Origin of the sequence: Pseudomonas sp. SWRI22 (assembly GCF_014268395.2) — a bacterium.
Taxonomy (GTDB): Bacteria; Pseudomonadota; Gammaproteobacteria; order Pseudomonadales; family Pseudomonadaceae; genus Aquipseudomonas; species Aquipseudomonas paracarnis.
In genome coordinates, this window is record NZ_JABWQK020000001.1 from 3,466,530 (window position 1) to 3,486,807 (window position 20,278).

The 20,278-nt window shown below is 61.7% G+C and carries 24 protein-coding genes; 9 read left to right on the forward strand and 15 right to left on the reverse strand.

The window, feature by feature from the left end:
- Positions 1 to 46 precede the first annotated feature (46 nt).
- The 5 genes from lolA to cysG are packed head-to-tail and all read left to right on the forward strand — an operon-like array spanning position 47 to position 5,085.
- A complete protein-coding gene (gene lolA / locus HU730_RS15245) occupies positions 47 to 670 on the forward strand; it encodes an outer membrane lipoprotein chaperone LolA (RefSeq protein WP_003174700.1) in 624 nt (207 codons plus the stop codon).
- A gap of 27 nt (positions 671 to 697) precedes the next feature.
- Positions 698 to 2,023: a replication-associated recombination protein A gene (locus HU730_RS15250; protein WP_034127878.1), complete on the forward strand. Its 1,326-nt coding sequence runs from the start codon at positions 698 to 700 to the stop codon at positions 2,021 to 2,023.
- On the forward strand, positions 2,020 to 2,394 hold the full coding sequence (gene crcB, locus HU730_RS15255) for a fluoride efflux transporter CrcB (protein ID WP_003192080.1): 375 nt from the start codon (positions 2,020 to 2,022) through the stop codon (positions 2,392 to 2,394). Before HU730_RS15250 ends, crcB begins: the two co-directional genes overlap by 4 nt.
- Positions 2,395 to 2,409: 15 nt before the next feature.
- Positions 2,410 to 3,690, forward strand: a complete 1,281-nt coding sequence (serS, locus tag HU730_RS15260; protein WP_032896683.1) for a serine--tRNA ligase — start codon at positions 2,410 to 2,412, stop codon at positions 3,688 to 3,690.
- A complete protein-coding gene (cysG, locus tag HU730_RS15265; RefSeq protein WP_034127875.1) occupies positions 3,691 to 5,085 on the forward strand; it encodes a siroheme synthase CysG in 1,395 nt (464 codons plus the stop codon).
- A gap of 110 nt (positions 5,086 to 5,195) precedes the next feature.
- Here cysG and HU730_RS15270 read toward each other — a convergent pair whose 3' ends face one another.
- From HU730_RS15270 to tusD, 6 genes are all read right to left on the reverse strand, one after another.
- Positions 5,196 to 6,191: a glutathione S-transferase family protein gene (locus tag HU730_RS15270; protein WP_186527168.1), complete on the reverse strand. Its 996-nt coding sequence runs from the start codon at positions 6,189 to 6,191 to the stop codon at positions 5,196 to 5,198.
- 88 nt (positions 6,192 to 6,279) lie between these two features.
- Positions 6,280 to 7,281: a glycosyl transferase family protein gene (locus HU730_RS15275; RefSeq protein ID WP_186527167.1), complete on the reverse strand. Its 1,002-nt coding sequence runs from the start codon at positions 7,279 to 7,281 to the stop codon at positions 6,280 to 6,282.
- A complete protein-coding gene (locus HU730_RS15280) occupies positions 7,278 to 7,613 on the reverse strand; it encodes a TusE/DsrC/DsvC family sulfur relay protein (RefSeq protein WP_186527166.1) in 336 nt (111 codons plus the stop codon). Before HU730_RS15280 ends, HU730_RS15275 begins: the two co-directional genes overlap by 4 nt.
- A complete protein-coding gene (tusB, locus tag HU730_RS15285; protein ID WP_186527165.1) occupies positions 7,610 to 7,888 on the reverse strand; it encodes a sulfurtransferase complex subunit TusB in 279 nt (92 codons plus the stop codon). Before tusB ends, HU730_RS15280 begins: the two co-directional genes overlap by 4 nt.
- Complete coding sequence (gene tusC, locus HU730_RS15290) at positions 7,888 to 8,238, reverse strand: sulfurtransferase complex subunit TusC (protein ID WP_034127870.1); 351 nt, start codon at positions 8,236 to 8,238, stop codon at positions 7,888 to 7,890. Before tusC ends, tusB begins: the two co-directional genes overlap by 1 nt.
- Position 8,239: 1 nt before the next feature.
- The gene (tusD, locus tag HU730_RS15295; RefSeq protein WP_186527164.1) at positions 8,240 to 8,632 is read right to left on the reverse strand and encodes a sulfurtransferase complex subunit TusD; all 393 of its coding nucleotides are present in this window, start codon (positions 8,630 to 8,632) and stop codon (positions 8,240 to 8,242) included.
- A 157-nt stretch (positions 8,633 to 8,789) separates the two neighbouring features.
- On the opposite strand from tusD, the gene HU730_RS15300 reads away from it, so the two are divergent.
- Positions 8,790 to 9,965 carry a CaiB/BaiF CoA-transferase family protein gene (locus tag HU730_RS15300; RefSeq protein ID WP_186527163.1) on the forward strand — a complete coding sequence of 392 codons (1,176 nt, stop codon included), beginning with the start codon at positions 8,790 to 8,792 and terminating at the stop codon, positions 9,963 to 9,965.
- A 94-nt stretch (positions 9,966 to 10,059) separates the two neighbouring features.
- On the opposite strand, the gene HU730_RS15305 is transcribed toward HU730_RS15300, so the two are convergent.
- Together HU730_RS15305 and HU730_RS15310 are read right to left on the reverse strand one after the other, a co-directional pair.
- Positions 10,060 to 10,554, reverse strand: a complete 495-nt coding sequence (locus HU730_RS15305) for a SprT family zinc-dependent metalloprotease (RefSeq protein ID WP_003192067.1) — start codon at positions 10,552 to 10,554, stop codon at positions 10,060 to 10,062.
- A 128-nt stretch (positions 10,555 to 10,682) separates the two neighbouring features.
- Entirely contained in the window at positions 10,683 to 11,285 is a 603-nt protein-coding gene (locus HU730_RS15310; protein WP_014718889.1) for a Yip1 family protein, read from the reverse strand.
- 362 nt (positions 11,286 to 11,647) lie between these two features.
- On the opposite strand from HU730_RS15310, the gene ttcA reads away from it, so the two are divergent.
- Both ttcA and HU730_RS15320 read left to right on the forward strand, forming a co-directional pair.
- Positions 11,648 to 12,472 carry a tRNA 2-thiocytidine(32) synthetase TtcA gene (ttcA, locus tag HU730_RS15315; RefSeq protein WP_054917314.1) on the forward strand — a complete coding sequence of 275 codons (825 nt, stop codon included), beginning with the start codon at positions 11,648 to 11,650 and terminating at the stop codon, positions 12,470 to 12,472.
- 67 nt (positions 12,473 to 12,539) lie between these two features.
- The gene (locus HU730_RS15320) at positions 12,540 to 13,211 is read left to right on the forward strand and encodes a DNA-3-methyladenine glycosylase I (RefSeq protein ID WP_034127867.1); all 672 of its coding nucleotides are present in this window, start codon (positions 12,540 to 12,542) and stop codon (positions 13,209 to 13,211) included.
- A 133-nt stretch (positions 13,212 to 13,344) separates the two neighbouring features.
- On the opposite strand, the gene HU730_RS15325 is transcribed toward HU730_RS15320, so the two are convergent.
- From HU730_RS15325 to arsC, 3 genes are read right to left on the reverse strand one after another with little or no spacing between them, the layout of a single operon-like run.
- Positions 13,345 to 13,749: a DUF2069 domain-containing protein gene (locus tag HU730_RS15325; RefSeq protein WP_034127866.1), complete on the reverse strand. Its 405-nt coding sequence runs from the start codon at positions 13,747 to 13,749 to the stop codon at positions 13,345 to 13,347.
- Complete coding sequence (wrbA, locus tag HU730_RS15330; RefSeq protein WP_034127865.1) at positions 13,733 to 14,347, reverse strand: NAD(P)H:quinone oxidoreductase; 615 nt, start codon at positions 14,345 to 14,347, stop codon at positions 13,733 to 13,735. Before wrbA ends, HU730_RS15325 begins: the two co-directional genes overlap by 17 nt.
- Complete coding sequence (gene arsC, locus HU730_RS15335) at positions 14,344 to 14,697, reverse strand: arsenate reductase (glutaredoxin) (protein ID WP_034127864.1); 354 nt, start codon at positions 14,695 to 14,697, stop codon at positions 14,344 to 14,346. Before arsC ends, wrbA begins: the two co-directional genes overlap by 4 nt.
- Positions 14,698 to 14,812: 115 nt before the next feature.
- On the opposite strand from arsC, the gene HU730_RS15340 reads away from it, so the two are divergent.
- Positions 14,813 to 15,274, forward strand: coding sequence for a TlpA disulfide reductase family protein (locus HU730_RS15340; protein WP_003192057.1), 462 nt, complete (start codon positions 14,813 to 14,815; stop codon positions 15,272 to 15,274).
- Between the two features lie 132 nt (positions 15,275 to 15,406).
- On the opposite strand, the gene HU730_RS15345 is transcribed toward HU730_RS15340, so the two are convergent.
- The 4 genes from HU730_RS15345 to HU730_RS15360 form a co-directional block, all read right to left on the reverse strand.
- Positions 15,407 to 15,811: an META domain-containing protein gene (locus HU730_RS15345; RefSeq protein ID WP_034127863.1), complete on the reverse strand. Its 405-nt coding sequence runs from the start codon at positions 15,809 to 15,811 to the stop codon at positions 15,407 to 15,409.
- Positions 15,808 to 16,248, reverse strand: a complete 441-nt coding sequence (locus HU730_RS15350) for a hypothetical protein (RefSeq protein ID WP_003192054.1) — start codon at positions 16,246 to 16,248, stop codon at positions 15,808 to 15,810. The genes HU730_RS15345 and HU730_RS15350 overlap by 4 nt, the downstream gene beginning before the upstream one ends.
- A 71-nt stretch (positions 16,249 to 16,319) precedes the next feature.
- Positions 16,320 to 17,309 carry a 2-hydroxyacid dehydrogenase gene (locus HU730_RS15355; protein ID WP_034127862.1) on the reverse strand — a complete coding sequence of 330 codons (990 nt, stop codon included), beginning with the start codon at positions 17,307 to 17,309 and terminating at the stop codon, positions 16,320 to 16,322.
- 146 nt (positions 17,310 to 17,455) lie between these two features.
- Complete coding sequence (locus HU730_RS15360) at positions 17,456 to 20,209, reverse strand: response regulator (protein WP_186527162.1); 2,754 nt, start codon at positions 20,207 to 20,209, stop codon at positions 17,456 to 17,458.
- Positions 20,210 to 20,278: the final 69 nt, after the last annotated feature.

A 20,278-nucleotide genomic window follows, 5' to 3' on the forward strand; every position in this document is an offset into this window, starting at 1 on the left:
CGCGTGGCAACACGCGGCGTGCCCTGACTACTCAATGAGGACTCCCATGCGCTTTATCCGCATGCTGTTGTTGCCAGCCCTAGCCCTGACCGCTGTTTCGGCTCACGCTGACCCGGCTTCCGTCGCCAGCCTGAAGAACCTGTTGGACAAATCCCAGACCCTCACCGCGCGCTTCTCCCAGCTGACCCTGGATGCCGGCGGCACCCAGTTGCAGGAAACCGCCGGTGAAATGGCCGTGCAGCGCCCAGGGCTGTTCTATTGGCATACCGAAGGCAAGGCGGAGCAGACCATTGTTTCCGACGGCCAGAAAGTCACGCTGTGGGACCCGGACCTGGAACAGGCGACCATCAAGAAGCTCGATCCGCGCCTGAACCAGACCCCGGCACTGCTGCTGTCGGGTGATGTGTCGAAAATCAACGACAGCTTCGACATCACCTCCAAGCAGACCAGCAACGTCATCGAGTTCACCCTCAAGCCAAAATCCAAGGACACGTTGTTTGACACGCTGTCCCTGTCGTTCGGCAACGGCGTGATCAACAACATGCGCCTGGTCGACAGCGTCGGCCAGCGCACCGATATCCTGTTCTCCGGGGTCAAGGCCAACCAGCCGGTGCCCGCGTCCAAGTTCAAGTTCGACATCCCCAAGGGTGCCGACGTGATCCAGGAATAAACTGCCCAGAGGTTTCAAACGCTGCCCATGGATCTGTTTCGAAGTGACCCGATTGCCCAGCCGTTGGCCGCGCGCTTGCGTTCGACCAACCTGGATGAGTACGTCGGTCAGGAACATCTGCTCGCTCGGGGCAAGCCCTTGCGCGAAGCCCTGGAGCAGGGTGCGCTGCATTCGATGATTTTCTGGGGGCCGCCGGGCGTGGGCAAGACCACCCTGGCGCGGTTGTTGGCGAAAGTCTCGGATGCGCACTTTGAAACGGTCTCGGCGGTGCTCGCCGGGGTCAAGGAGATCCGCCAGGCGGTGGAAGTCGCCAAGCAGCAGGCCGGGCAGTACGGCAAACGCACTATCCTGTTCGTCGACGAAGTGCATCGCTTCAACAAGTCGCAGCAGGATGCGTTCCTGCCTTATGTCGAGGACGGTACGCTGATATTTATCGGCGCCACCACCGAAAACCCTTCCTTTGAATTGAACAACGCCTTGTTGTCACGGGCGCGGGTCTATGTGCTCAAGAGCCTGGATGAAGCGGCGATGCGAAAGCTGCTGCACCGTGCCTTGAGCGAAGACAAGGGGCTGGGCAAGCGCCAGCTGAGCCTCAGCGATGAAGGTTTCAAGATTTTGCTGACCGCCGCCGATGGCGACGGGCGCCGCTTTCTCAACCTGCTGGAGAATGCTTCCGACCTGGCCGAAGACGGCGGCGAGATTGGCGTCGACCTGTTGCAAAGCTTGCTCGGTGACACACGCCGGCGTTTCGACAAGGGCGGCGAAGCCTTCTACGACCAGATTTCCGCGCTGCACAAATCCGTACGCGGTTCCAACCCTGATGGCGCGCTGTATTGGTTTGCGCGCATGATCGATGGCGGTTGCGACCCGCTGTACCTGGCGCGTCGTGTGGTGCGCATGGCCAGCGAAGACATCGGCAATGCAGACCCGCGCGCCCTGAGCCTGTGCCTGGCCGCCTGGGAGGTGCAGGAGCGCCTCGGCAGCCCGGAAGGCGAGCTGGCGGTGGCCCAGGCCATCACTTACCTGGCCTGCGCGCCCAAAAGCAACGCGGTGTACATGGGCTTCAAGTCGGCCCTGCGTGCGGCCGCCGAGCATGGTTCCCTCGAAGTGCCGCTGCACCTGCGCAACGCGCCGACCAAGCTGATGAAGCAACTGGGGTATGGCGACGAATACCGTTATGCCCACGATGAGCCGGACGCCTACGCGGCCGGCGAAGACTACTTCCCCGATGAGCTGGAGCCGCAGCCGTTCTACCAGCCAGTGCCCCGTGGCCTGGAGCTGAAGATCGGCGAGAAGCTCAACCACCTGGCCACCCTTGACCGTCTGAGCCCCAGGCAGCGGAGAAAAACATGATTCCTTTAGTGGTCGCCGTCTCGGCGGGAGGTATCGCCGGTACACTGCTGCGCTTCGCCACCGGCAATTGGATCAACGCCAATTGGCCGAAACACTTCTATACGGCGACGCTCGCCGTTAATATCGTGGGCTGCCTGTTGATCGGCGTGTTATACGGCCTGTTTTTGTTACGCCCGGAAGTGCCTGTCGAGGTACGTGCCGGCCTGATGGTTGGCTTTCTTGGCGGCCTGACGACTTTTTCATCCTTTTCACTGGATACCGTGCGCCTGCTGGAAAGCGGGCAAGTGCCGCTGGCGATTGGCTATGCGGCCATCAGCGTATTCGGCGGGCTGCTCGCCACCTGGGCTGGCCTGTCCTTGACCAAACTTTGATAACGAGAGACCGACATGCTCGATTCCAAACTGTTACGTAGCAACCTTCAGGACGTAGCGGACCGCCTGGCATCCCGTGGCTTTGCCTTGGATGTTGCGCGCATCGAAGCGCTGGAAGAACAGCGCAAGACCGTCCAGACCCGCACCGAAGCACTGCAGGCTGAACGTAATGCGCGCTCCAAGTCCATCGGCCAGGCCAAGCAGCGCGGTGAAGACATCGCGCCGTTGATGGCGGATGTCGAGCGCATGGGCACTGAGCTGTCCGACGGCAAAATCGAGCTGGAAGGCATTCAGACCCAATTGGATTCGATCCTACTGGGCATTCCGAACCTGCCCCACGAATCTGTGCCGGTCGGCGAAGATGAAGACGGCAACGTCGAAGTGCGCCGCTGGGGCACGCCGAAAGCCTTCGATTTCGAGATCAAGGACCACGTCGCCCTGGGCGAATTGACCGGTGGCCTGGATTTTGAAACCGCGGCAAAAATGTCCGGCGCACGCTTTGCCTTGTTGCGCGGCCCGATTGCGCGCATGCACCGTGCACTGGCGCAGTTCATGATCAACCTGCACACCGGCGAACACGGTTATGAAGAGGCCTACACCCCGTACCTGGTTCAGGCGCCGGCGTTGATGGGCACCAGCCAACTGCCGAAATTCGAAGAAGACCTGTTCAAGATCAGCCGCGACGGCGAAGCCGACCTGTACCTGATCCCGACCGCCGAAGTGTCGCTGACCAATATCGTCGCCGGCGAAATCCTCGACGCCAAGCAACTGCCGTTGAAGCTGGTTGCTCACAGCCCGTGCTTCCGTAGCGAAGCCGGCGCGTCGGGTCGCGACACCCGTGGCATGATCCGCCAGCATCAGTTCGACAAGGTTGAAATGGTCCAGGTAGTAGAGCCGTCGACCTCCATGGAGGCCCTGGAAGGCCTGACTGCCAACGCCGAGCGCGTGCTGCAGTTGCTGGAGCTGCCTTACCGCGTACTGGCCCTGTGCACGGGCGACATGGGCTTCAGCGCCGTGAAAACCTACGACCTGGAAGTGTGGGTGCCGAGCCAGGACAAATACCGCGAGATTTCGTCGTGCTCCAACTGCGGTGACTTCCAGGCCCGTCGCATGCAGGCGCGTTTCCGCAACCCGGAAACCGGCAAGCCGGAGCTGGTGCACACCCTCAACGGTTCGGGCCTGGCCGTAGGCCGTACCCTGGTGGCCGTGCTGGAAAACTACCAGCAGGCTGACGGTTCGATCCGTGTACCTGAGGTGCTCAAGCCGTACATGGCGGGCGTTGAGGTCATCCGCTAAATGGAATTTCTGCCGCTGTTTCATAACCTGCGCGGCAGTCGTGTGTTGGTCGTCGGTGGTGGGGAGATTGCCTTGCGCAAATCCCGGCTGCTGGCCGACGCCGGCGCGGTGTTGCGGGTGGTTGCTCCCCAGATCGAAAGCCAGCTGCGTGAGCTGGTGCTGGGCAGTGGCGGGGAACTGATGTTGCGCGGTTATCAGGAGGCCGACCTGGACGGTTGCACCCTGATTATCGCAGCCACCGACGATGAGCCACTGAATGCGCAAGTATCCAGTGATGCCAAGCGTCGCTGCGTGCCGGTCAATGTGGTGGACGCGCCAGCGTTGTGCAGCGTGATCTTCCCGGCAATTGTCGACCGTTCACCCTTGGTGATTGCCGTCTCCAGCGGCGGTGACGCGCCGGTACTGGCACGGCTGATCCGCGCCAAGCTGGAAACCTGGATTCCCTCGACCTACGGTCAATTGGCTGGGCTGGCCGCGCGTTTTCGGGCTCAGGTCAAAGGTTTGTACCCGGATGTGCAGCAACGCCGGGCGTTCTGGGAGGAAGTGTTCCAGGGCCCGATTGCCGATCGCCAGTTGGCCGGGCAGGGCGAGGAGGCCGAGCGCCTGTTGATCGAAAAGGTCAATGGCGCGCCGCCTTACGCGCCCGGTGAGGTGTACCTGGTGGGTGCGGGCCCAGGCGACCCGGATTTGCTGACCTTCCGCGCATTGCGCCTGATGCAGCAAGCCGACGTGGTGCTGTACGACCGTTTGGTTGCGCCGGCGATTTTGGAACTGTGCCGTCGTGATGCCGAGCGCGTGTACGTCGGCAAGCGTCGCGCCGATCACGCGGTGCCCCAGGACCAGATCAACCAGCAACTGGTAGACCTGGCCAAGCAAGGCAAGCGCGTGCTGCGCCTCAAGGGGGGGGACCCGTTCATCTTTGGTCGTGGTGGCGAAGAGATCGAAGAGTTGGCGGCCCACGGCATCCCGTTCCAGGTGGTGCCGGGTATTACGGCAGCCAGTGGTTGCGCGGCCTATGCCGGGATTCCGCTGACTCACCGCGACTATGCCCAATCTGTACGTTTTATTACCGGGCACTTGAAGAACGGTACCTCGGACTTGCCTTGGCAAGACCTGGTCGGCCCCTCACAGACCCTGGTGTTCTACATGGGCTTGATTGGCTTGCCGATCATTTGCGAGCAGTTGATCAAGCACGGGCGCGCGTCGGACACCCCAGCGGCGCTGATCCAGCAGGGCACCACGTCCAACCAGCGCGTGTTCACCGGCACCCTGGCCGACCTGCCGCGCATGGTGGCGGAGCATGAAGTGCATGCGCCGACATTGGTGATCGTCGGTGAAGTGGTGGTGTTGCGTGAGAAGCTCAAGTGGTTCGAGGGCGCTCAGGCCCAAGTCTGAACCGGCTCTTGTGGCGAGGGAGCTTGCTCCCGTTGGAGTGCGAAGCGCTCCCAAAATTTTGGGGCCGCTACGCAGCCCAGCGGGAGCAAGCTCCCTCGCCACAAGAGTTATCAGCCAAAGACACCTTTACCCGGCAGCCGCACCCGATCATGCTTCGTATCAAACCCCTGCAACGGCCCCTTCGGCACAATCCCCGTCGGGTTGATCGTGCGATGGCTGGCATAGTAATGCCCCTTGATATGCTCGAAATCCACCGTCTCGGCCACGCCTGGCCACTGATATATCTCCCGCAGCCAGTTCGACAAATTCGAGTAATCGGCAATCCGCCGCAGGTTGCATTTGAAGTGGCTGTAGTACACCGCATCAAAACGAATCAGCGTGGTGAACAGCCGCACATCGGCTTCGGTCAGGTACTCGCCGGCCAGATAACGATGGCTGCCCAGGTGCTGTTCCAAATGATCCAGCTCGCCAAACACATCATCAAACGCACTTTCATACGCCTGTTGTGAGGTGGCGAAGCCTGCGCGGTACACGCCGTTGTTCACAGCGGGGTAGATGCGTTCGTTGAGGCTGTCGATGGTCGAATGCAGGGCTTGGGGGTAGAAATCCAGGGTATTGCCGGTCAGCTCATTGAACGCGCTGTTGAACATGCGGATGATCTCCGCCGATTCATTGCTGACGATGCGCTTGAGCTGTTTGTCCCACAGCACCGGCACGGTGACGCGCCCGGTGTAGTCGGCGGTATCGGCAGTGTAGCGCTGGTGCATGAAGTTGAAACCGTCGAGGTTGTCGCCGCTGGAGCCGTGGGCCTGGTCGAAGGTCCAGCCGTTTTCCAGCATCAGCCAACTGACCACCGAGACGTCGATCAGGCTTTCCAGGCCTTTGAGCTTGCGCAGGATCAAGGTGCGGTGCGCCCACGGGCAGGCGAGGGACACATAGAGGTGATAGCGACCGGCCTCGGCCTTGAAACCGCCTTCGCCACTCGGGCCCGGCGCGCCATCGGCGGTCACCCAGTTGCGGCGTTGTGCCTGTTCCCGTTGGAAAGCGCCATCGGCGCTACTTTCGTACCACTGGTCTTTCCACTGTCCTTCGATCAATAAACCCATGACTGGCTCCTTGGCTGATAAGCGTTGGAGCCCAGTCTAAAGGGATGAGTTCGAACTAAAAGCGCAAAGAACCGGCGTGAATGATCGATTAAATCGATTTATCCCGTGCGTCCCAGTACTGCTGGGCCAAGTCGAACGCCTGTTGCCGTGGGTGGCCAAGGCCGCGCAGGGCCAACGCCATGGTGGCGATCAACGCCAGTTGCGGGTAGCTGTCTTCAACGTCGCCGCGCCACAGCGCTTTGAGGTGCTCGGGCTCAAGCGTGGCTGGCTTGACGTGGCGCTGGTCGGAGAGGGCGGGCCACTCTTCGTCCCAGCTCTGGCCGCCGGTGGTGCCGTACAGGTGACTGAGGGTGTCGGGATTGATCTCGATCTCGCCGCCGTCGCCCTTGACCACAATCACGTTGTCACCCAGCAGGCCGCTGGCATCACGATGCACGCCCTGGTAACCGGGGTGGAAAATGCTTTGCAGGCCACAGCGCGCATTCAGCGGGTTGAGCAGGCGCGCCAGGGAATGGATAGGCGAGCGCAGGCCCAGGGTGTTGCGCAGGTCGATCATGCGTTGCAACTGTGGTGCCCAATCACCCAGCGGGATAAACGCCAGGTTGCCGTGGGCAAAAGCGCTTTCGACCTGTTGCCAATCGCGGCACAGCGGGATGTTCAAGCTGTCCAGCAATTGCTCGGTGTACAAGCGCCCCGCGGTGTGGGCGCCGCCGCCGTGCATCAGGATGCGCACGCCGCTCTGTGCCAGGCATTTGGCTGCCAGCAGGAACCACGGCAGGTGGCGCTTTTTACCGGCGTAGGTCGGCCAGTCGATATCCACGTTCAACGCTGGCGCGTGCAGGTGCTCACGGACCGCTTCGGTGAAGCCGGCGAGCTCTTCCGGGCTTTCTTCCTTGTGACGCAGCAGCATCAGGAAGGCGCCGAGCTGGGTGTCCTCGACCTTTTCGTCGAGCAGCATGCCCATGGCTTCCCGAGCTTCCTCACGGGTGAGGTTGCGCGCGCCGCGCTTGCCTTTGCCGAGGATGCGCACGAACTGCGCAAAGGGATGCTCTTGGGGCGTTACGAGAGTCAGAGGGGCAAAGTCGGTCATAAGCAATTCGTCGGCCTGGGCAGGCCCGCCAGCTTGGCGGCGAGTTTGGCGGGAGTGCCGTTGAACAGTTTGTTGAGGTGCAGGCTGTTGCCCTTCTCCGGACCCAGCTTCAAGGCGGTGTACTTGATCAGCGGGCGCGTGGCGGGGGACAGCTGGAATTCAGCGTAGAACTGGCGCAGCAGGGCGAGGATCTCCCAGTGATCCGGGGTTAGTTCCAGCGTTTCAGCGGCGGCCAGGGCTTCGGCCACCTCAGTGGACCACTCATTCAGGTCGACGAGGTAGCCGTCCTTGTCCAGTTCCAGGGCGCGTGCCCCTACGGTCAGGGTGTTCATAGCCAGGTGTTGACCTTGTCGTAGTCGATGGACAGTTGCACAAAGCCCGGGTAGTCCACGCTGTCAGCCCAGTCGGGCAGCGGCAGGTTGCGCGCTTGCATGTCTTCGGCCAGTACAAACACCTTTATGCCTTTGGTTTGAAGCACGGGCGTGTGCAGGCCATAGGCGCCGTCACCACACAGCAGGATTGCGTCCCCGGCGCCACAGAGGCGCAGGCAGCTGTCCAGGCGGCTGTCGGTAAACGGGGAATGAGACACCACATGTAGAGTCGACATCAGAGGGTAATCACCTGGTCGTAACGGTCAATCAACTGGGAAATGGCTTGGCTGTCGAGCACCTGTGCGTTGGCGGGTGGCGGCAACCCGCGTGCGGAAAGACTATGGCTGCACGCGAACACGTCATCAATGCCGAACAGGCCCAGGGCCTGCAGGTTGGCACTCAGGTCTTTCTGTTGCACGGCCTTGGCCGCTTGGTTCGGCGCCAGTTGGAACACACCGTCATCCAGGAACAACAGGCCAATGGGCAGATCGAACGCGCCACCGGCCAGCACGATATCCAGTGCTTCCCGCGCACTCGGCCCGGACCACGGGGCCTGGCGGCTGATCACCAACAAGGATCTGGACATGTCACGGCCCTCCAAAACAGATCAGGCGGTCGGCGTCCTGGATCGCGTCATGCAATTGGCCCAGGCCCGACAACGCCCAGGGTGCTTCCAGGTTGATCGCGCTGCGTTGGTAACGCGCAGCTTCCTCGGCATTAAGCACCCCGCGGCGCAGCGCGGCGGCGATGCACACCACGCCGTCGAGCTGGTGCTGGCTGACAAACTCGCGCCATTGGCGTGCAATATCTTGCTCATCCTGGGGCGCGACGATGTTATTGGACGCGCTGTACACGCCGTCCTGGTAGAAAAACAGCCGCACGATCTCATGCCCGCCAGCCAGCGCCGCCTGTGCGAACAACAGGGCGCGGCGCGAGGAGGGCGCGTGGGCGGCGCTATACAGTGCAATCGCGAACTTCATGGAAGACTCTGCCAACAAACGTCGGCCAATGATAAAGCCGCCGCCGCGAAAAAGCCCGCCGTGATCAAAACGGTCACTGTGGTTGATCGTTCTGACGATTGCCGGCAGGCGCCAGGCTGCCTAGTCTGTGGGTATTCGCAACCCAACTGGAGTCCCCATGTCAGGTCCCTTGGCGTCCCTTAAAGTGTTGGATTTTTCCACCTTGCTGCCCGGCCCGTTTGCCTCCCTGATGCTGGCGGACATGGGCGCCGAGGTGCTGCGTATCGAATCGCCCACGCGGATGGACCTGTTGCGTGTGTTGCCGCCCCATGATCGTGGCACCTCGGCTAGCCACGCCTACCTCAATCGCAACAAGCGCAGCCTGGCCCTGGACCTCAAGCAGGCCGAGGCGCTGGAGATTGTGCGTGAGTTGGTCAAGGGCCATGACATCCTGCTCGAGCAGTTCCGCCCCGGTGTCATGGTGCGCCTGGGTCTGGGCTATGAGGCGCTGAAGGCGATCAACCCGCGGCTGATCTATGTGTCGATCACCGGCTACGGCCAGACCGGCCCCTATAAGGACCGCGCCGGGCACGATATCAACTACCTGGCGTTGGCCGGCGTCGCCAGCCATACCGGGCGTCAGGACACCGGCCCGTTGCCCCTGGGCGTACAACTGGCTGATGTGGCGGGCGGTTCGCTGCATGCCGTGGTGGGCTTGCTGGCGGCGGTAATTGCCAGGCAGCAAAGCGGGGTGGGGCAATACCTGGATGTGAGTATGACCGATTGCTCGTTCAGCCTGAACGCCATGGCTGGGGCCGGTTACCTGGCTTGCGGGGTCGAGCCTGGGTGGGAGAACCATGTGCTCAATGGCGGGAGTTTCTATGACTATTACCGCACGCGCGATGGGCGCTGGATGTCGGTGGGCAGTCTGGAGCCGGGGTTTATGCAGCAGCTGTGCGCGGCCTTGGGGCGCCCGGAACTGGCGGCACACAGTGTGACGCCCGAACGGCAGGGCGTGCTCAAGCAGGCGTTGCAGGTGGAGTTCGAGAAGCGCAGTTTTGACCAGTTGTGTGAGTTGTTTGCCGGAGTGGATGCCTGTGTTGAGCCGGTATTGAGTTTGAGCGAAGCGGTGGAGCATCCCCAGTTGAAGGCGCGGGAGCTGGTAAGCCAGGTGCCCCGGGGTGATGGCTCGACACAAGCGCAATTGGCCTGCCCGCTGAAATTCTCCGAGGGGTTGCCGGCGCCGAGGCATATTGGAGTGGCGGTGGGGGCGCACAGTGATGAGGTGCTGGCGGAGTTGGGGTTCGGTATTGAGCGGATAGAGCAATTGCGGCAGGCCAAGGTTGTAGGTTGACTGAGCCGACGCTTTCGCAGGCAATCCAGCTCCCACATTTTGGATTGTGTTCACAGATCCAGATGTGGGAGCTGGCTTGCCTGCGAAGAGGCCCTCATTCCACCCGAGTTTCCCCGGTGAACACCAGCGTCTGCCGACACCGCCGACACAAATACCGCCGCCCCTGGTTCACCAGCCCATGGCGCTGCGGTGAAAACGGAAAATCGCTGTCCGCACACGGGCAGCGGTAAATATAGCGAGTCACTTGCCGGCGCTTGACCTCGTAGGTATGGCAACGGTCGGGCGGCAGCTCGTAAACCCCGCGCATGATCAACTGCCATTCCTCGCCATGGGGCTGGATACGCTCGCCAAACAATTGGTGGGCAATCAGGTGTGCCACTTCGTGGGCCACGGTCTGCTTGAGAAAGTGTTGGCTGTTTTCACGGTACAACTGAGGGTTGAAGCGCAGCAGGTTCTCGTGCAAATGCGCGACACCGGCTTTCTGGCCCCGCAGCTTGAGGCTGACCTGGGGGCGTTTGAAGCTTCGTTTGAAAAAGGATTCGGCTTGCAGGAAACAATCTTCGACGCGGGTATTGAGTTGCTCGGGCATGCTGTACATATCTCCAGAGACGCCCAGTATGCCGCAAAGCTGGGTGTTTCCGAATCTGTCAGGCGCCGAATGGTCATGCATAACGCACAAAGCCACCTTGCGGTGGCCTTGCCTGCGGGGTTTTTCGTTCAACTGGTGTAGATCGGCCCGACGCCCAGGCCCCAGACGATCACGGTAAAGGCCATGATCGCTACCAGCACCACCAGGCCGACGGCCAATACCGAGCTGGAAAACAGGAAGCCTTCATCCGGGTCGATACTCATGAAGGTCGGCAGCCCCACATACAGCAGGTACACCGTGTAGCAGATCGCCGCCGTGCCCACGACCATCCCCAGCCACATATGCGGGTAGAGCGCCGCCAGCCCGCCGATAAACAAGGGTGTGGCGGTATAAGTGGCAAACGCCACGCAACGGGCCATGCTTGGGCTGGCGTCGTAGGTGCGGGCCATCCAGTGAATGAATGCGCCCATCACCGCCACGCCGCACAGCATGGCCGCGTAGGACATGAGGGTCATCCACAGCGCGCTTTCCTGGGTCAGCATCACCGGGGCGCGGTTGCCGATGACCCAGCCGACCTGAGTGGTGCCAATAAAGGCGGAAATGGCGGGGATCGCCGCGAGAATCAGGGTATGAGTGAGGTACATGTGGCTGATGCTTTCTTCTTTATCGCCACGGATTTCCCGCCATTCCTGGTCGGGATGGGTAAACAGCCCCACGACGTGATGGATCATGCCAGTCACTCCTGTCGTTATTACCATCGCCCCCCATCGGAGCGCCCACGGGCCAAATGGCCTGAAAGGTCTGGATAGATGTGCGACCTCAAGTCGCAGTATAGAAAGGGATGACCGGAATAACCGTAGGGCCTTTAGAGCAAATTGCGCTGTAAACAGGGGGGCTAATCGCGGTGTGGTCTGTCAGGATTCATGGGATCCAGTGTGGGAGCTGGCTTGCCTGCGATGGCGGCCTGTCAGGAACAGAGATGTTGACTGGCACACCGCTATCGCAGGCAAGCCAGCTTCCACATTGGATCTGCGCCAGTCTTACCGGTAAAATGCTGCGCTTTTCGTCACACACCTTTGCGGATCCAAGCGCCATGGGCACTCTTACAGTCAACCAGAACAAACTGCAAAAACGCCTGCGTCGCCTGGCCGGTGAAGCGGTCGCCGATTTCAACATGATCGAGGAAGGCGACAAGGTCATGGTCTGCCTCTCCGGCGGCAAAGACAGCTACACCATGCTCGACGTGTTGCTGCACCTGCAAAAGGTCGCGCCAATAAAGTTCGAGATCGTGGCGGTCAACATGGACCAGAAGCAACCCGGTTTCCCTGAGCATGTGCTGCCGGCCTATCTGAAAGAACTGGGCGTCGAGTACCACATCGTCGAGAAAGACACCTACTCGGTGGTCAAGGAATTGATCCCGGAAGGCAAGACCACCTGCTCGCTGTGTTCGCGCCTGCGCCGTGGCACGCTCTATACCTTTGCCGATGAGATCGGCGCGACCAAGATGGCCCTGGGTCATCACCGCGATGACATCGTCGAAACCTTCTTCCTCAATATGTTCTTCAACGGCTCGCTCAAGGCCATGCCGCCCAAGCTGCGCGCCGACGACGGACGCAACGTAGTGATCCGCCCGCTGGCGTATTGCAACGAGAAGGACATCCAGGCTTACTCCGATTTCAAGCAATTCCCGATCATCCCGTGCAACCTGTGCGGCTCCCAGGAAAACCTGCAGCGCCAGGTGGTCAAGGAGATGCTGGTGGACTGGGAGCGCAAGACCCCTGGGCGTACCGAAAGTATCTTCCGCAGCCTGCAAAACGTGATCCCGTCGCAATTGGCCGACCGCAACCTGTTCGACTTCACCAGCTTGAAAATCGATGAGACCGCCGCATCGCGTTTCGTCAATGTAGTGAACCTCTGAGTCTTCCCGAGGCTCTAGTACACGGCGCTTGCGGGCGCCGTTTTCAATTCGACTGACAGGAGAGGGCATGCGCGATTACAAGTGGCTGCACGAATATTGTCTGAACCGCTTCGGTTCGGCGGCCAAGCTGGAAGCCCATCTGCCGGTGCCCAAGACCCCGGCGCAATTGCGCAAGATAACGGATGACCGTTACCTGTCGACCTTGGCGCTGCGAGTGTTCCGCGCCGGTTTGAAGCACAGCGTGGTCGATGCCAAATGGCCGGCGTTCGAGCAGGTGTTCTTTGGCTTCGACCCGGAAAAAGTCGTGCTGATGGGTGCCGAACACCTGGAACGGCTGATGCAGGACACCCGCATCATCCGCCACCTGGGCAAGCTCAAGAGTGTGCCGCGCAACGCGCAGATGATCCTGGATATCGAGCAGGAGAAAGGCAGCTTCGGCGCGTTTATCGCTGATTGGCCGGTGACCGATATCGTCGGGCTCTGGAAGTACCTGAGCAAGCACGGCCACCAGTTGGGCGGCCTGTCGGCGCCTCGCTTCCTGCGCATGGTCGGCAAGGACACCTTTGTACCGAGCGATGACGTGGTGGCAGCGTTGAATGCGCAGAAGATCGTCGACAAGGCGCCGACCAGCCTGCGCGATTTGGCGACAGTACAGGGTGCCTTCAACCAGTGGCATGCCGAGAGTGGGCGGCCGATGTGTCAGCTGTCGATGATGTTGGCCTATACCGTCAACCATTGATACTGATCGTTCCCACGCTCTGCGTGGGAATGCTGCCCAGGACGCTCTGCGTCCCGGGCCTAGTGCAAGGGTGACGCGGAGCGTCACAGGATGCATTCCCACGCGGAGCGTGGGAACGATCAGTCACGATCAGTCAATCGGCCAGTCGCCGGTTCAATTGATGCCGCCAACGCACATACAGCAACGCCGTGCAAAACACCGCCAGGCTCGCGAGCATTTCCAGAACACCAAACCACTGGCGGTTCGGGTCATACGCCGCCAGTGCGCCCTTGATGAAATACAGGTTCACCACAAAGCACATCCACGAATGTCCGCGTGCGCTGCCCATCAGCATGCCTGGCGCAAGTATCAGCAGCGGCACCAGCTCGATCAGCAGGATGACCCACGGGCGCGCCCCATGCAGGTCGGCGACCAACAGGTAGTACACGCACAACAAGCCCACCAGGCCCAAGAACGCCAGCAGGCTCAGCGCGCGTGCCACCTTGACCCGTGGCTCCAGCCACTCCCGTGGCGGCAGGACCTTAGGCTTCCTGGCCACGGCCGTTCTCCAACAGCGTGGCGGTCTTGGCCAGGCGCAGGCCCAAGGCCCGGCACAAGGTGATTTCATGTTGATCGAGCATACGCTTGCCGTCTGGCCCGGAATGGTGGCTGGCGCCATACGGCGTGCCGCCGCCCTGGGTGTCGAGCAGCGCCTGCTCGCTGTAGGGCAGGCCGGTGATCAGCATGCCGTGGTGCAGCAGCGGCAGCAGCATCGACATCAGCGTGGTTTCCTGGCCGCCATGCAGGCTGGCGGTGGAGGTGAACACGCCGGCTGGCTTGCCGACCAGAGCGCCGGTGAGCCACAGGTTGCTGGTGCCATCGAGGAAGTACTTGAGCGGCGCGGCCATGTTGCCGAACCGGGTCGGGCTGCCCAGGGCCAGGCCCGAGCAGTGCTTCAGGTCGTCCAGGCTGGCATACAGCGCGCCTTCGTCGGGAATGCTCGGCGCCACCGCTTCGCAGTCGGTGGAAATCGCTGGCACGGTGCGCAACCGCGCTTCCATGCCGCCTTGCTCGATACCGCGGGCAATCTGTCGGGCCATCTCGCTCACCGAGCCGTTGCGGCTGTAATACAACACCAGCACATAGGGCGTAGTCACGGCAGGATCTCCAGCACGTTCTCGGGCGGGCGGCCAATGATGGCTTTGTCGGCGGTTTCCAGGATCGGGCGTTCCATCAGCTTGGGATGGGCTGCGATGGCGGCGATCAGTTGGGTGTCGCTGAGGCTGGCGTCGGCCAGGTTCAGGGTTTTGTATTCGTCTTCGCCGGTGCGCAGCAGTTGGCGTGCGCTGATCCCCAGTTTTTTCAGCAGGGCCTCGATTTGCGCGGCATCCAGCGGGGTTTCCAGGTAGCGCACGACGGTCGGGGTGAGGCCGCGGGCTTCCAGCAGTTCCAGCGCACCGCGGGATTTCGAGCAGCGCGGGTTGTGATAAAGCGTCAGATCGGTCATGTGCGGGTCGCATCTTGCGTAAGGTGGCGGGTATTCTACCTGCGCTGGCGCCTGTCCTTAAACCGTAAGAGGCGATAGGCCGCAGCCAACGTTCATTTTTGCGAAGGAATACCCCATGACAAGGCGACTGATCGGTGCATTGGCGATCATCACAACCCTGCTGCTCAGCGGCTGCGGTAACGATTACGGCGTTGACCAATACGGCCAGAAAGTGGCGGCCGAACGCCTGGACAAACAGTGGCTGGTGGTCAACTACTGGGCCGAATGGTGTGGCCCGTGCCGCACGGAAATCCCCGAGCTCAATGCCCTGGCAGAACAGTTGAAAGGCCAGAATGTCGGGGTGTTCGGCGTCAACTTCGACAATGTGCAGGGTGAGGAACTGAAGGCCGCCAGCGACAAGCTGGGGATCAAGTTCACGGTACTGGCCCAGAACCCGGACGGGATCTTCGAGATTCCGCGCAGCGAGGCCTTGCCGGTGACCTACATCATCGACGACAAGGGCAAGGTGCGTGAGCAGTTGATGGGTGAGCAGACAGCGGAAGGGGTGTTGGCCAAGCTCAAGGCCCTGAAAGGCTAGAACTATGGGAGCTGGCTTGCCTGCGATGGCATCGCTGCGGTGTACCTGATACACCGCGTCGTCCGCATCGCAGGCAATCCAACTCCCACAGAGCCAGAGGACACCGCGTTAGTACAGGAGAGTGCGCCTAGGTCAGCCTTCTTCGAGCCACAAACGGATCGGCTTGCCTTCGGCCGGCCAGAACCGCGTCTGCTCGAGCGGCGAGATGTCCCAGCGCTGCACGCCTTGCAGGGCCTGGAAGAAGCGATGCTCTTGCTCCATCAGGGCCTCGGCGCACATTTTTCGGGTGCTGCCGACCGGGCCGAAGCTGAGCTTGTCGCCTTCGACCGTGTACGGCGCAAACCAGTGGTTACAGCCGCCATTGCCATAGGCGCGGCCATCGGCGCCCAGGGTGACGGTAAGGTGCGCATAGTCCATCAGCGGCCGCTCACCGATCCATTCCACGACGTAGCTGTGGTCGCGCTCGAGCTTGGCGCCATCGGCAGCGCAGCCTGCCAGGCCCATGCCGATGGCGGCGAGCAGCAGCCGACCTTTCATTGCGCGGCCTGTTGGCATTTCGGGCAACGGTGCTTGTCGCCTTCGCTGGCCCAGCCCAGTTCTTTGATACGCGCGTTGGCGGCCGGTTGCAGCGGTGCCTTGGTCAGCTTGGTTTCTACCGCGAATTCAAACTCCAGCACGGCGTCGCAGCTGTCGCAATTGACCTTCCAGGTGTGGATCTCGAGTTCGCCGAACTTCGGCCCTTGGGCCATGGCGACCCACTGGCCCGCCGGGCGGATGGAGTAGCGTGCGTCACCTTCGACGGTGAGTCGCATCGACAGGGTTTTACTGCCGCGCAGGCTGACGATCAGGACGTCGCCATGTTTGATCGAACCACCGTTGCCGGTGACCTGGTAACGGCCCGGCACCAGGGCACGGCATTCGATCAGGGTGTGTTGCGGGCTCAGCAAGCTGAAGCGGAAATCGTGTTCGGCCATGGATCCTCCAAATAGGCGCGGCATCCTATCACGGGTGCCGGCCTATCATGAGCCTGGTATGTGACCGCTGATCATCCCTCGACCTGGTTCTGGGCGCGGCCATCGGCCCACGCGGCAATGTTGGCCAGCGTGGTGCCGGCAATCGCCGCCAGGGCCTCACTGGTGAGGAAGGCCTGGTGCGCGGTGATGATCACGTTGGGGAAGGTCAGCAGGCGGGCGAGCACGTCATCCTGCAGGGGCAGGTCCGAGCGGTCCTCGAAAAACAATTGGGCTTCTTCTTCGTAGACGTCCAACCCCAGATAGCCCAACTGTCCCAGCTTGAGCGCTTCGATCAGTGCCGGCGTATCGACCAGGCCACCACGCCCGGTGTTGATCAGCATCGCACCGGTTTGCATCTGCGCGAGCGAGCGGGCATTGATCAGGTGTTTGCTGTCGGCGGTCAGCGGGCAGTGCAGGCTGATGATTTGTGCCTCGGCCAACAGTTCAGGCAGGCTCACGTAGCGGGCCCCGAGGTCCTGCACCTGTGGGTTGGGGAAGGGATCGTAGGCCAGCAACTGGCAGCCGAAGCCGGCCATGATCTTGGCGAAGGTCGCGCCGATCTGACCGGTGCCGACCACGCCGACCGTTTTGCCGACCAGATCAAAGCCGGTCAGCCCGTGCAGGCTGAAATCACCGTCGCGGGTACGGTTGTAGGCACGGTGCAGGCGACGGTTGAGGGCCAGGATCAGGGCGACGGCGTGCTCGGCCACCGCGTGGGGCGAATAGGCGGGCACGCGCACGATAGTCAGGCCCAGGCGCTGGGCGGCGGGTAAGTCGACATGGTTGTAGCCCGCCGAACGCAGGGCAATCAGGCGTGTGCCGCCCTTGGCCAGTTGCTCCAGCACGGGGGCGCTGAGGTCGTCGTTGATAAAGGCGCAGACCACCTCGTGGTGTTCGGCCAGGGCCACGGTCTCGAGGTTGAGGCGGGCGGGTTGGAATTGCAGTTCCAGGCCAGCCGGCAGCGGTTCGCCGAGGAAACTCTCGCGGTCGTAGGTTTGGCTGCTGAAGAGAATGACGCGCATTAAGAAGGCTCCCTGCAATGACAGAATAGATGCGTACCTGTAGGAGCGAGCTTGCTCGCGAAAAACGTCAACGATAACGCGTTCATTCTGGTTTAACGCGGTGTCTCTGGTTTTTCGCGAGCAAGCTCGCTCCTACAGTCGGACGGTCAGGCACTCACTCTGGCTTCACTGGCCAGCCGTGCAATCGCCATGTCCAGTTCGTCCAGCGCGGCCGTGGCCTTTGCGTCATCCTGCTTGAGCAGGGTTTCGGCGCGTTGGCAGGCTGCGCGTAATTGCGGCACGCCACAGTAGCGGGTGGCGCCGTGCAAACGGTGCACGCGCTCGATCAAGGCATGGTTGTCATTGGCTTCGCGGGCGTGGGTAATTGCCAGGCGATCAGCCTCCAGGGAGGCCAGCAGCATGGCGAGCATATCGGCGGCCAGGTCGGCCTTGTTGGCGGCCAGGCGCAGGCCTTCTTCGTGGTCGAGTACCAAGAGCTGCACGCCTTGGGCCGCACCTTCATGGGTGCGCTCCGGGCCTTGGTTACGCAGCGCCAGGCCGGTCCATTTCAATACCACCTGGGCCAATTGCCGCTCGCTGATGGGTTTGGTCAGGTAGTCGTCCATACCGCTTTGCAGCAGGGCGCGTTTTTCGTTGGCCATGGCGTGAGCCGTGAGGGCTACCACCGGCAGCGGTGTGCCGTGGCGTTCGCTTTCCCACTGGCGGATCGCCTCGGTGCTCTGGCGGCCATCCATGCCGGGCATTTGCACGTCCATCAACACCAAATCGAAAGTTTCCTGCTTCACGGCGTCGACGGCCGCGTAACCGCTCTCCACCGCCTGCACCTTGGCGCCCATGTCTTCCAACAGGGTTTGCACCAGCAACAGGTTGGCCGGGTTGTCGTCCACGCACAGTACTCGAGGCGCACGGCTGGACAACGGCTCACCGGGTTCGCTGCGTGAAGGGCGCGGGCTGATCAGGTCGGCCAGGGAGCGGCGCAGCTTGCGGGTACAGGCAGGCTTGGCCTGCAATTGGCTGTTGGGGTTGGGCACCGATTGGTTGAACAGCATCTGTTCGGTGGTCGGGCACAGCACCAGCACTTTGCAGCCCAGGTGTTCCAGGTCCCACAGGTGTTGATTGAGGCGTTCGGGCGGAATGTCGTTGGCGGTGACGCCGAGCACCGCCAGGCTGATGGCCTGTTCGGTCTGGTGGGCACTGGTGATGCCGTTGGTCAGGCTTTCCAGGGTGTTGAACGGCGTGACTTCCAGGCCGCAGTCTTCCAATTGATGTTGCAGGGCCTGGCGCGCCAGTTCGTGGTTTTCCAGCACGGCCACACGACGCCCCAATAGCGGCGCGGCGGGCAGGTCTTCGACGTCGTCACGGGTTTTGGGCAGGTTCAGGCTGATCCAGAATTCCGAACCTTCACCCGGCGTGCTGTCGACGCCGATTTCGCCGCCCATCTGCTCGATCAACCGCTTGGAAATCACCAGGCCCAAACCGGTGCCGCCGGGCTGGCGCGACAGCGAGTTGTCGGCCTGGCTGAATGCCTGGAACAGGGCGCGCACATCCTGGTTGGACAGGCCAATGCCGGTGTCTTGCACACTGATGCGCAATTGCACGCTGTCTTCCTGCTCGTCCTCGATCATGGCCCGGGCCACAATGGTGCCTTCGCGGGTGAACTTGATCGCATTGCTGATCAGGTTGGTCAGGATCTGCTTGAGCCGCAGCGGGTCGCCCACCAACGCCAGGGGCGTGTCGCGGTAAACCAGGCTCACCAGTTCGAGCTGCTTGGCATGGGCGGCGGGGGCGAGGATGGTCAAGGTGTCTTGCAGCAAGTCGCGCAGGTTGAAAGGCACGCTGTCGAGCACCAGTTTGCCGGCTTCAATCTTCGAGAAATCGAGGATTTCGTTGATGATGCCCAGCAGGTTATCCGCAGATTTTTCGATAGTGCCCAGGTAATCCAGCTGGCGCGGCGACAATTCGCTTTTTTGCAGCAAGTGAGTAAAGCCGAGGATGCCGTTGAGCGGTGTGCGGATCTCATGGCTCATGTTGGCCAGGAATTCCGATTTGATACGGCTGGCTTCCAGGGCTTCCTTGCGTGCCAGGTCCAGCTCGATGTTCTGGATCTCGATGGTTTCCAGGTTCTGGCGCACGTCTTCGGTGGCCTGGTCGATGCTGTGTTGCAGCTCTTCCTGAGCATTTTGCAGAGTTTCGGCCATGCGGTTGATGCCAGACGCGAGCTGGTCCAATTCCTGGCTGCCCAAGGGTGGCAAGCGTGTTTCCAGGTTGCCGTCCTTGAGCTGCGCCACCGCTTGCTTGATCTGGCCAATCGGCGAATTGATGGTACGGCTGATACGCAGGGCGAGGGCGGCGGTACACATCAGGCCGATGGCGATCAGCAGAAGGCTGGCGAACAGGCTGCGATAGCCGCGCAACAGCATGCCATTGTGGGACAGCTCGACTTCCACCCACCCCAGCAGGCGGTCGGCCTCATCGGGAATCAACTCGCCCGCCAGGTTGCGATGGCGGCCAAACACCGGCAGTAGATAGCGGGTGGCGTCGTTGCCGGAACGCTGTAACAGTTGCGAGCTGTTGCCGGTGGGTGGCTGGTTGAGCATGGTCGGGCCGGCATGGGCCAGGGACGAGCGGTCTGGCGCCAGGAACGACACGGCGCGCACATCCGGCTGTTCCAGGGACTGGGTGGCGATACGCTCCAGCAGGTCGGTGTCCTTGTGGCCCATGGCTGGGGCCACCAGCGGTGCCAGTTGCTCGGCGATCATTTCGCCGCGTTGCAATAGCTGGGTCTGCAACTCCGACAGCTGCATCCATGTGAAATAGCCGCCCAACAACAGCGCCATCAGGCTGGTCGGTAATAAGGTCAGCAACAGTACGCGGCCTTTTATCCCCATTCTTCTAAGCACGCCACTCTCCTGCTACCACGTTGTTATCAATCATCCACGCCGGCATCCGGCCAGCGCCACCTGCGCAGT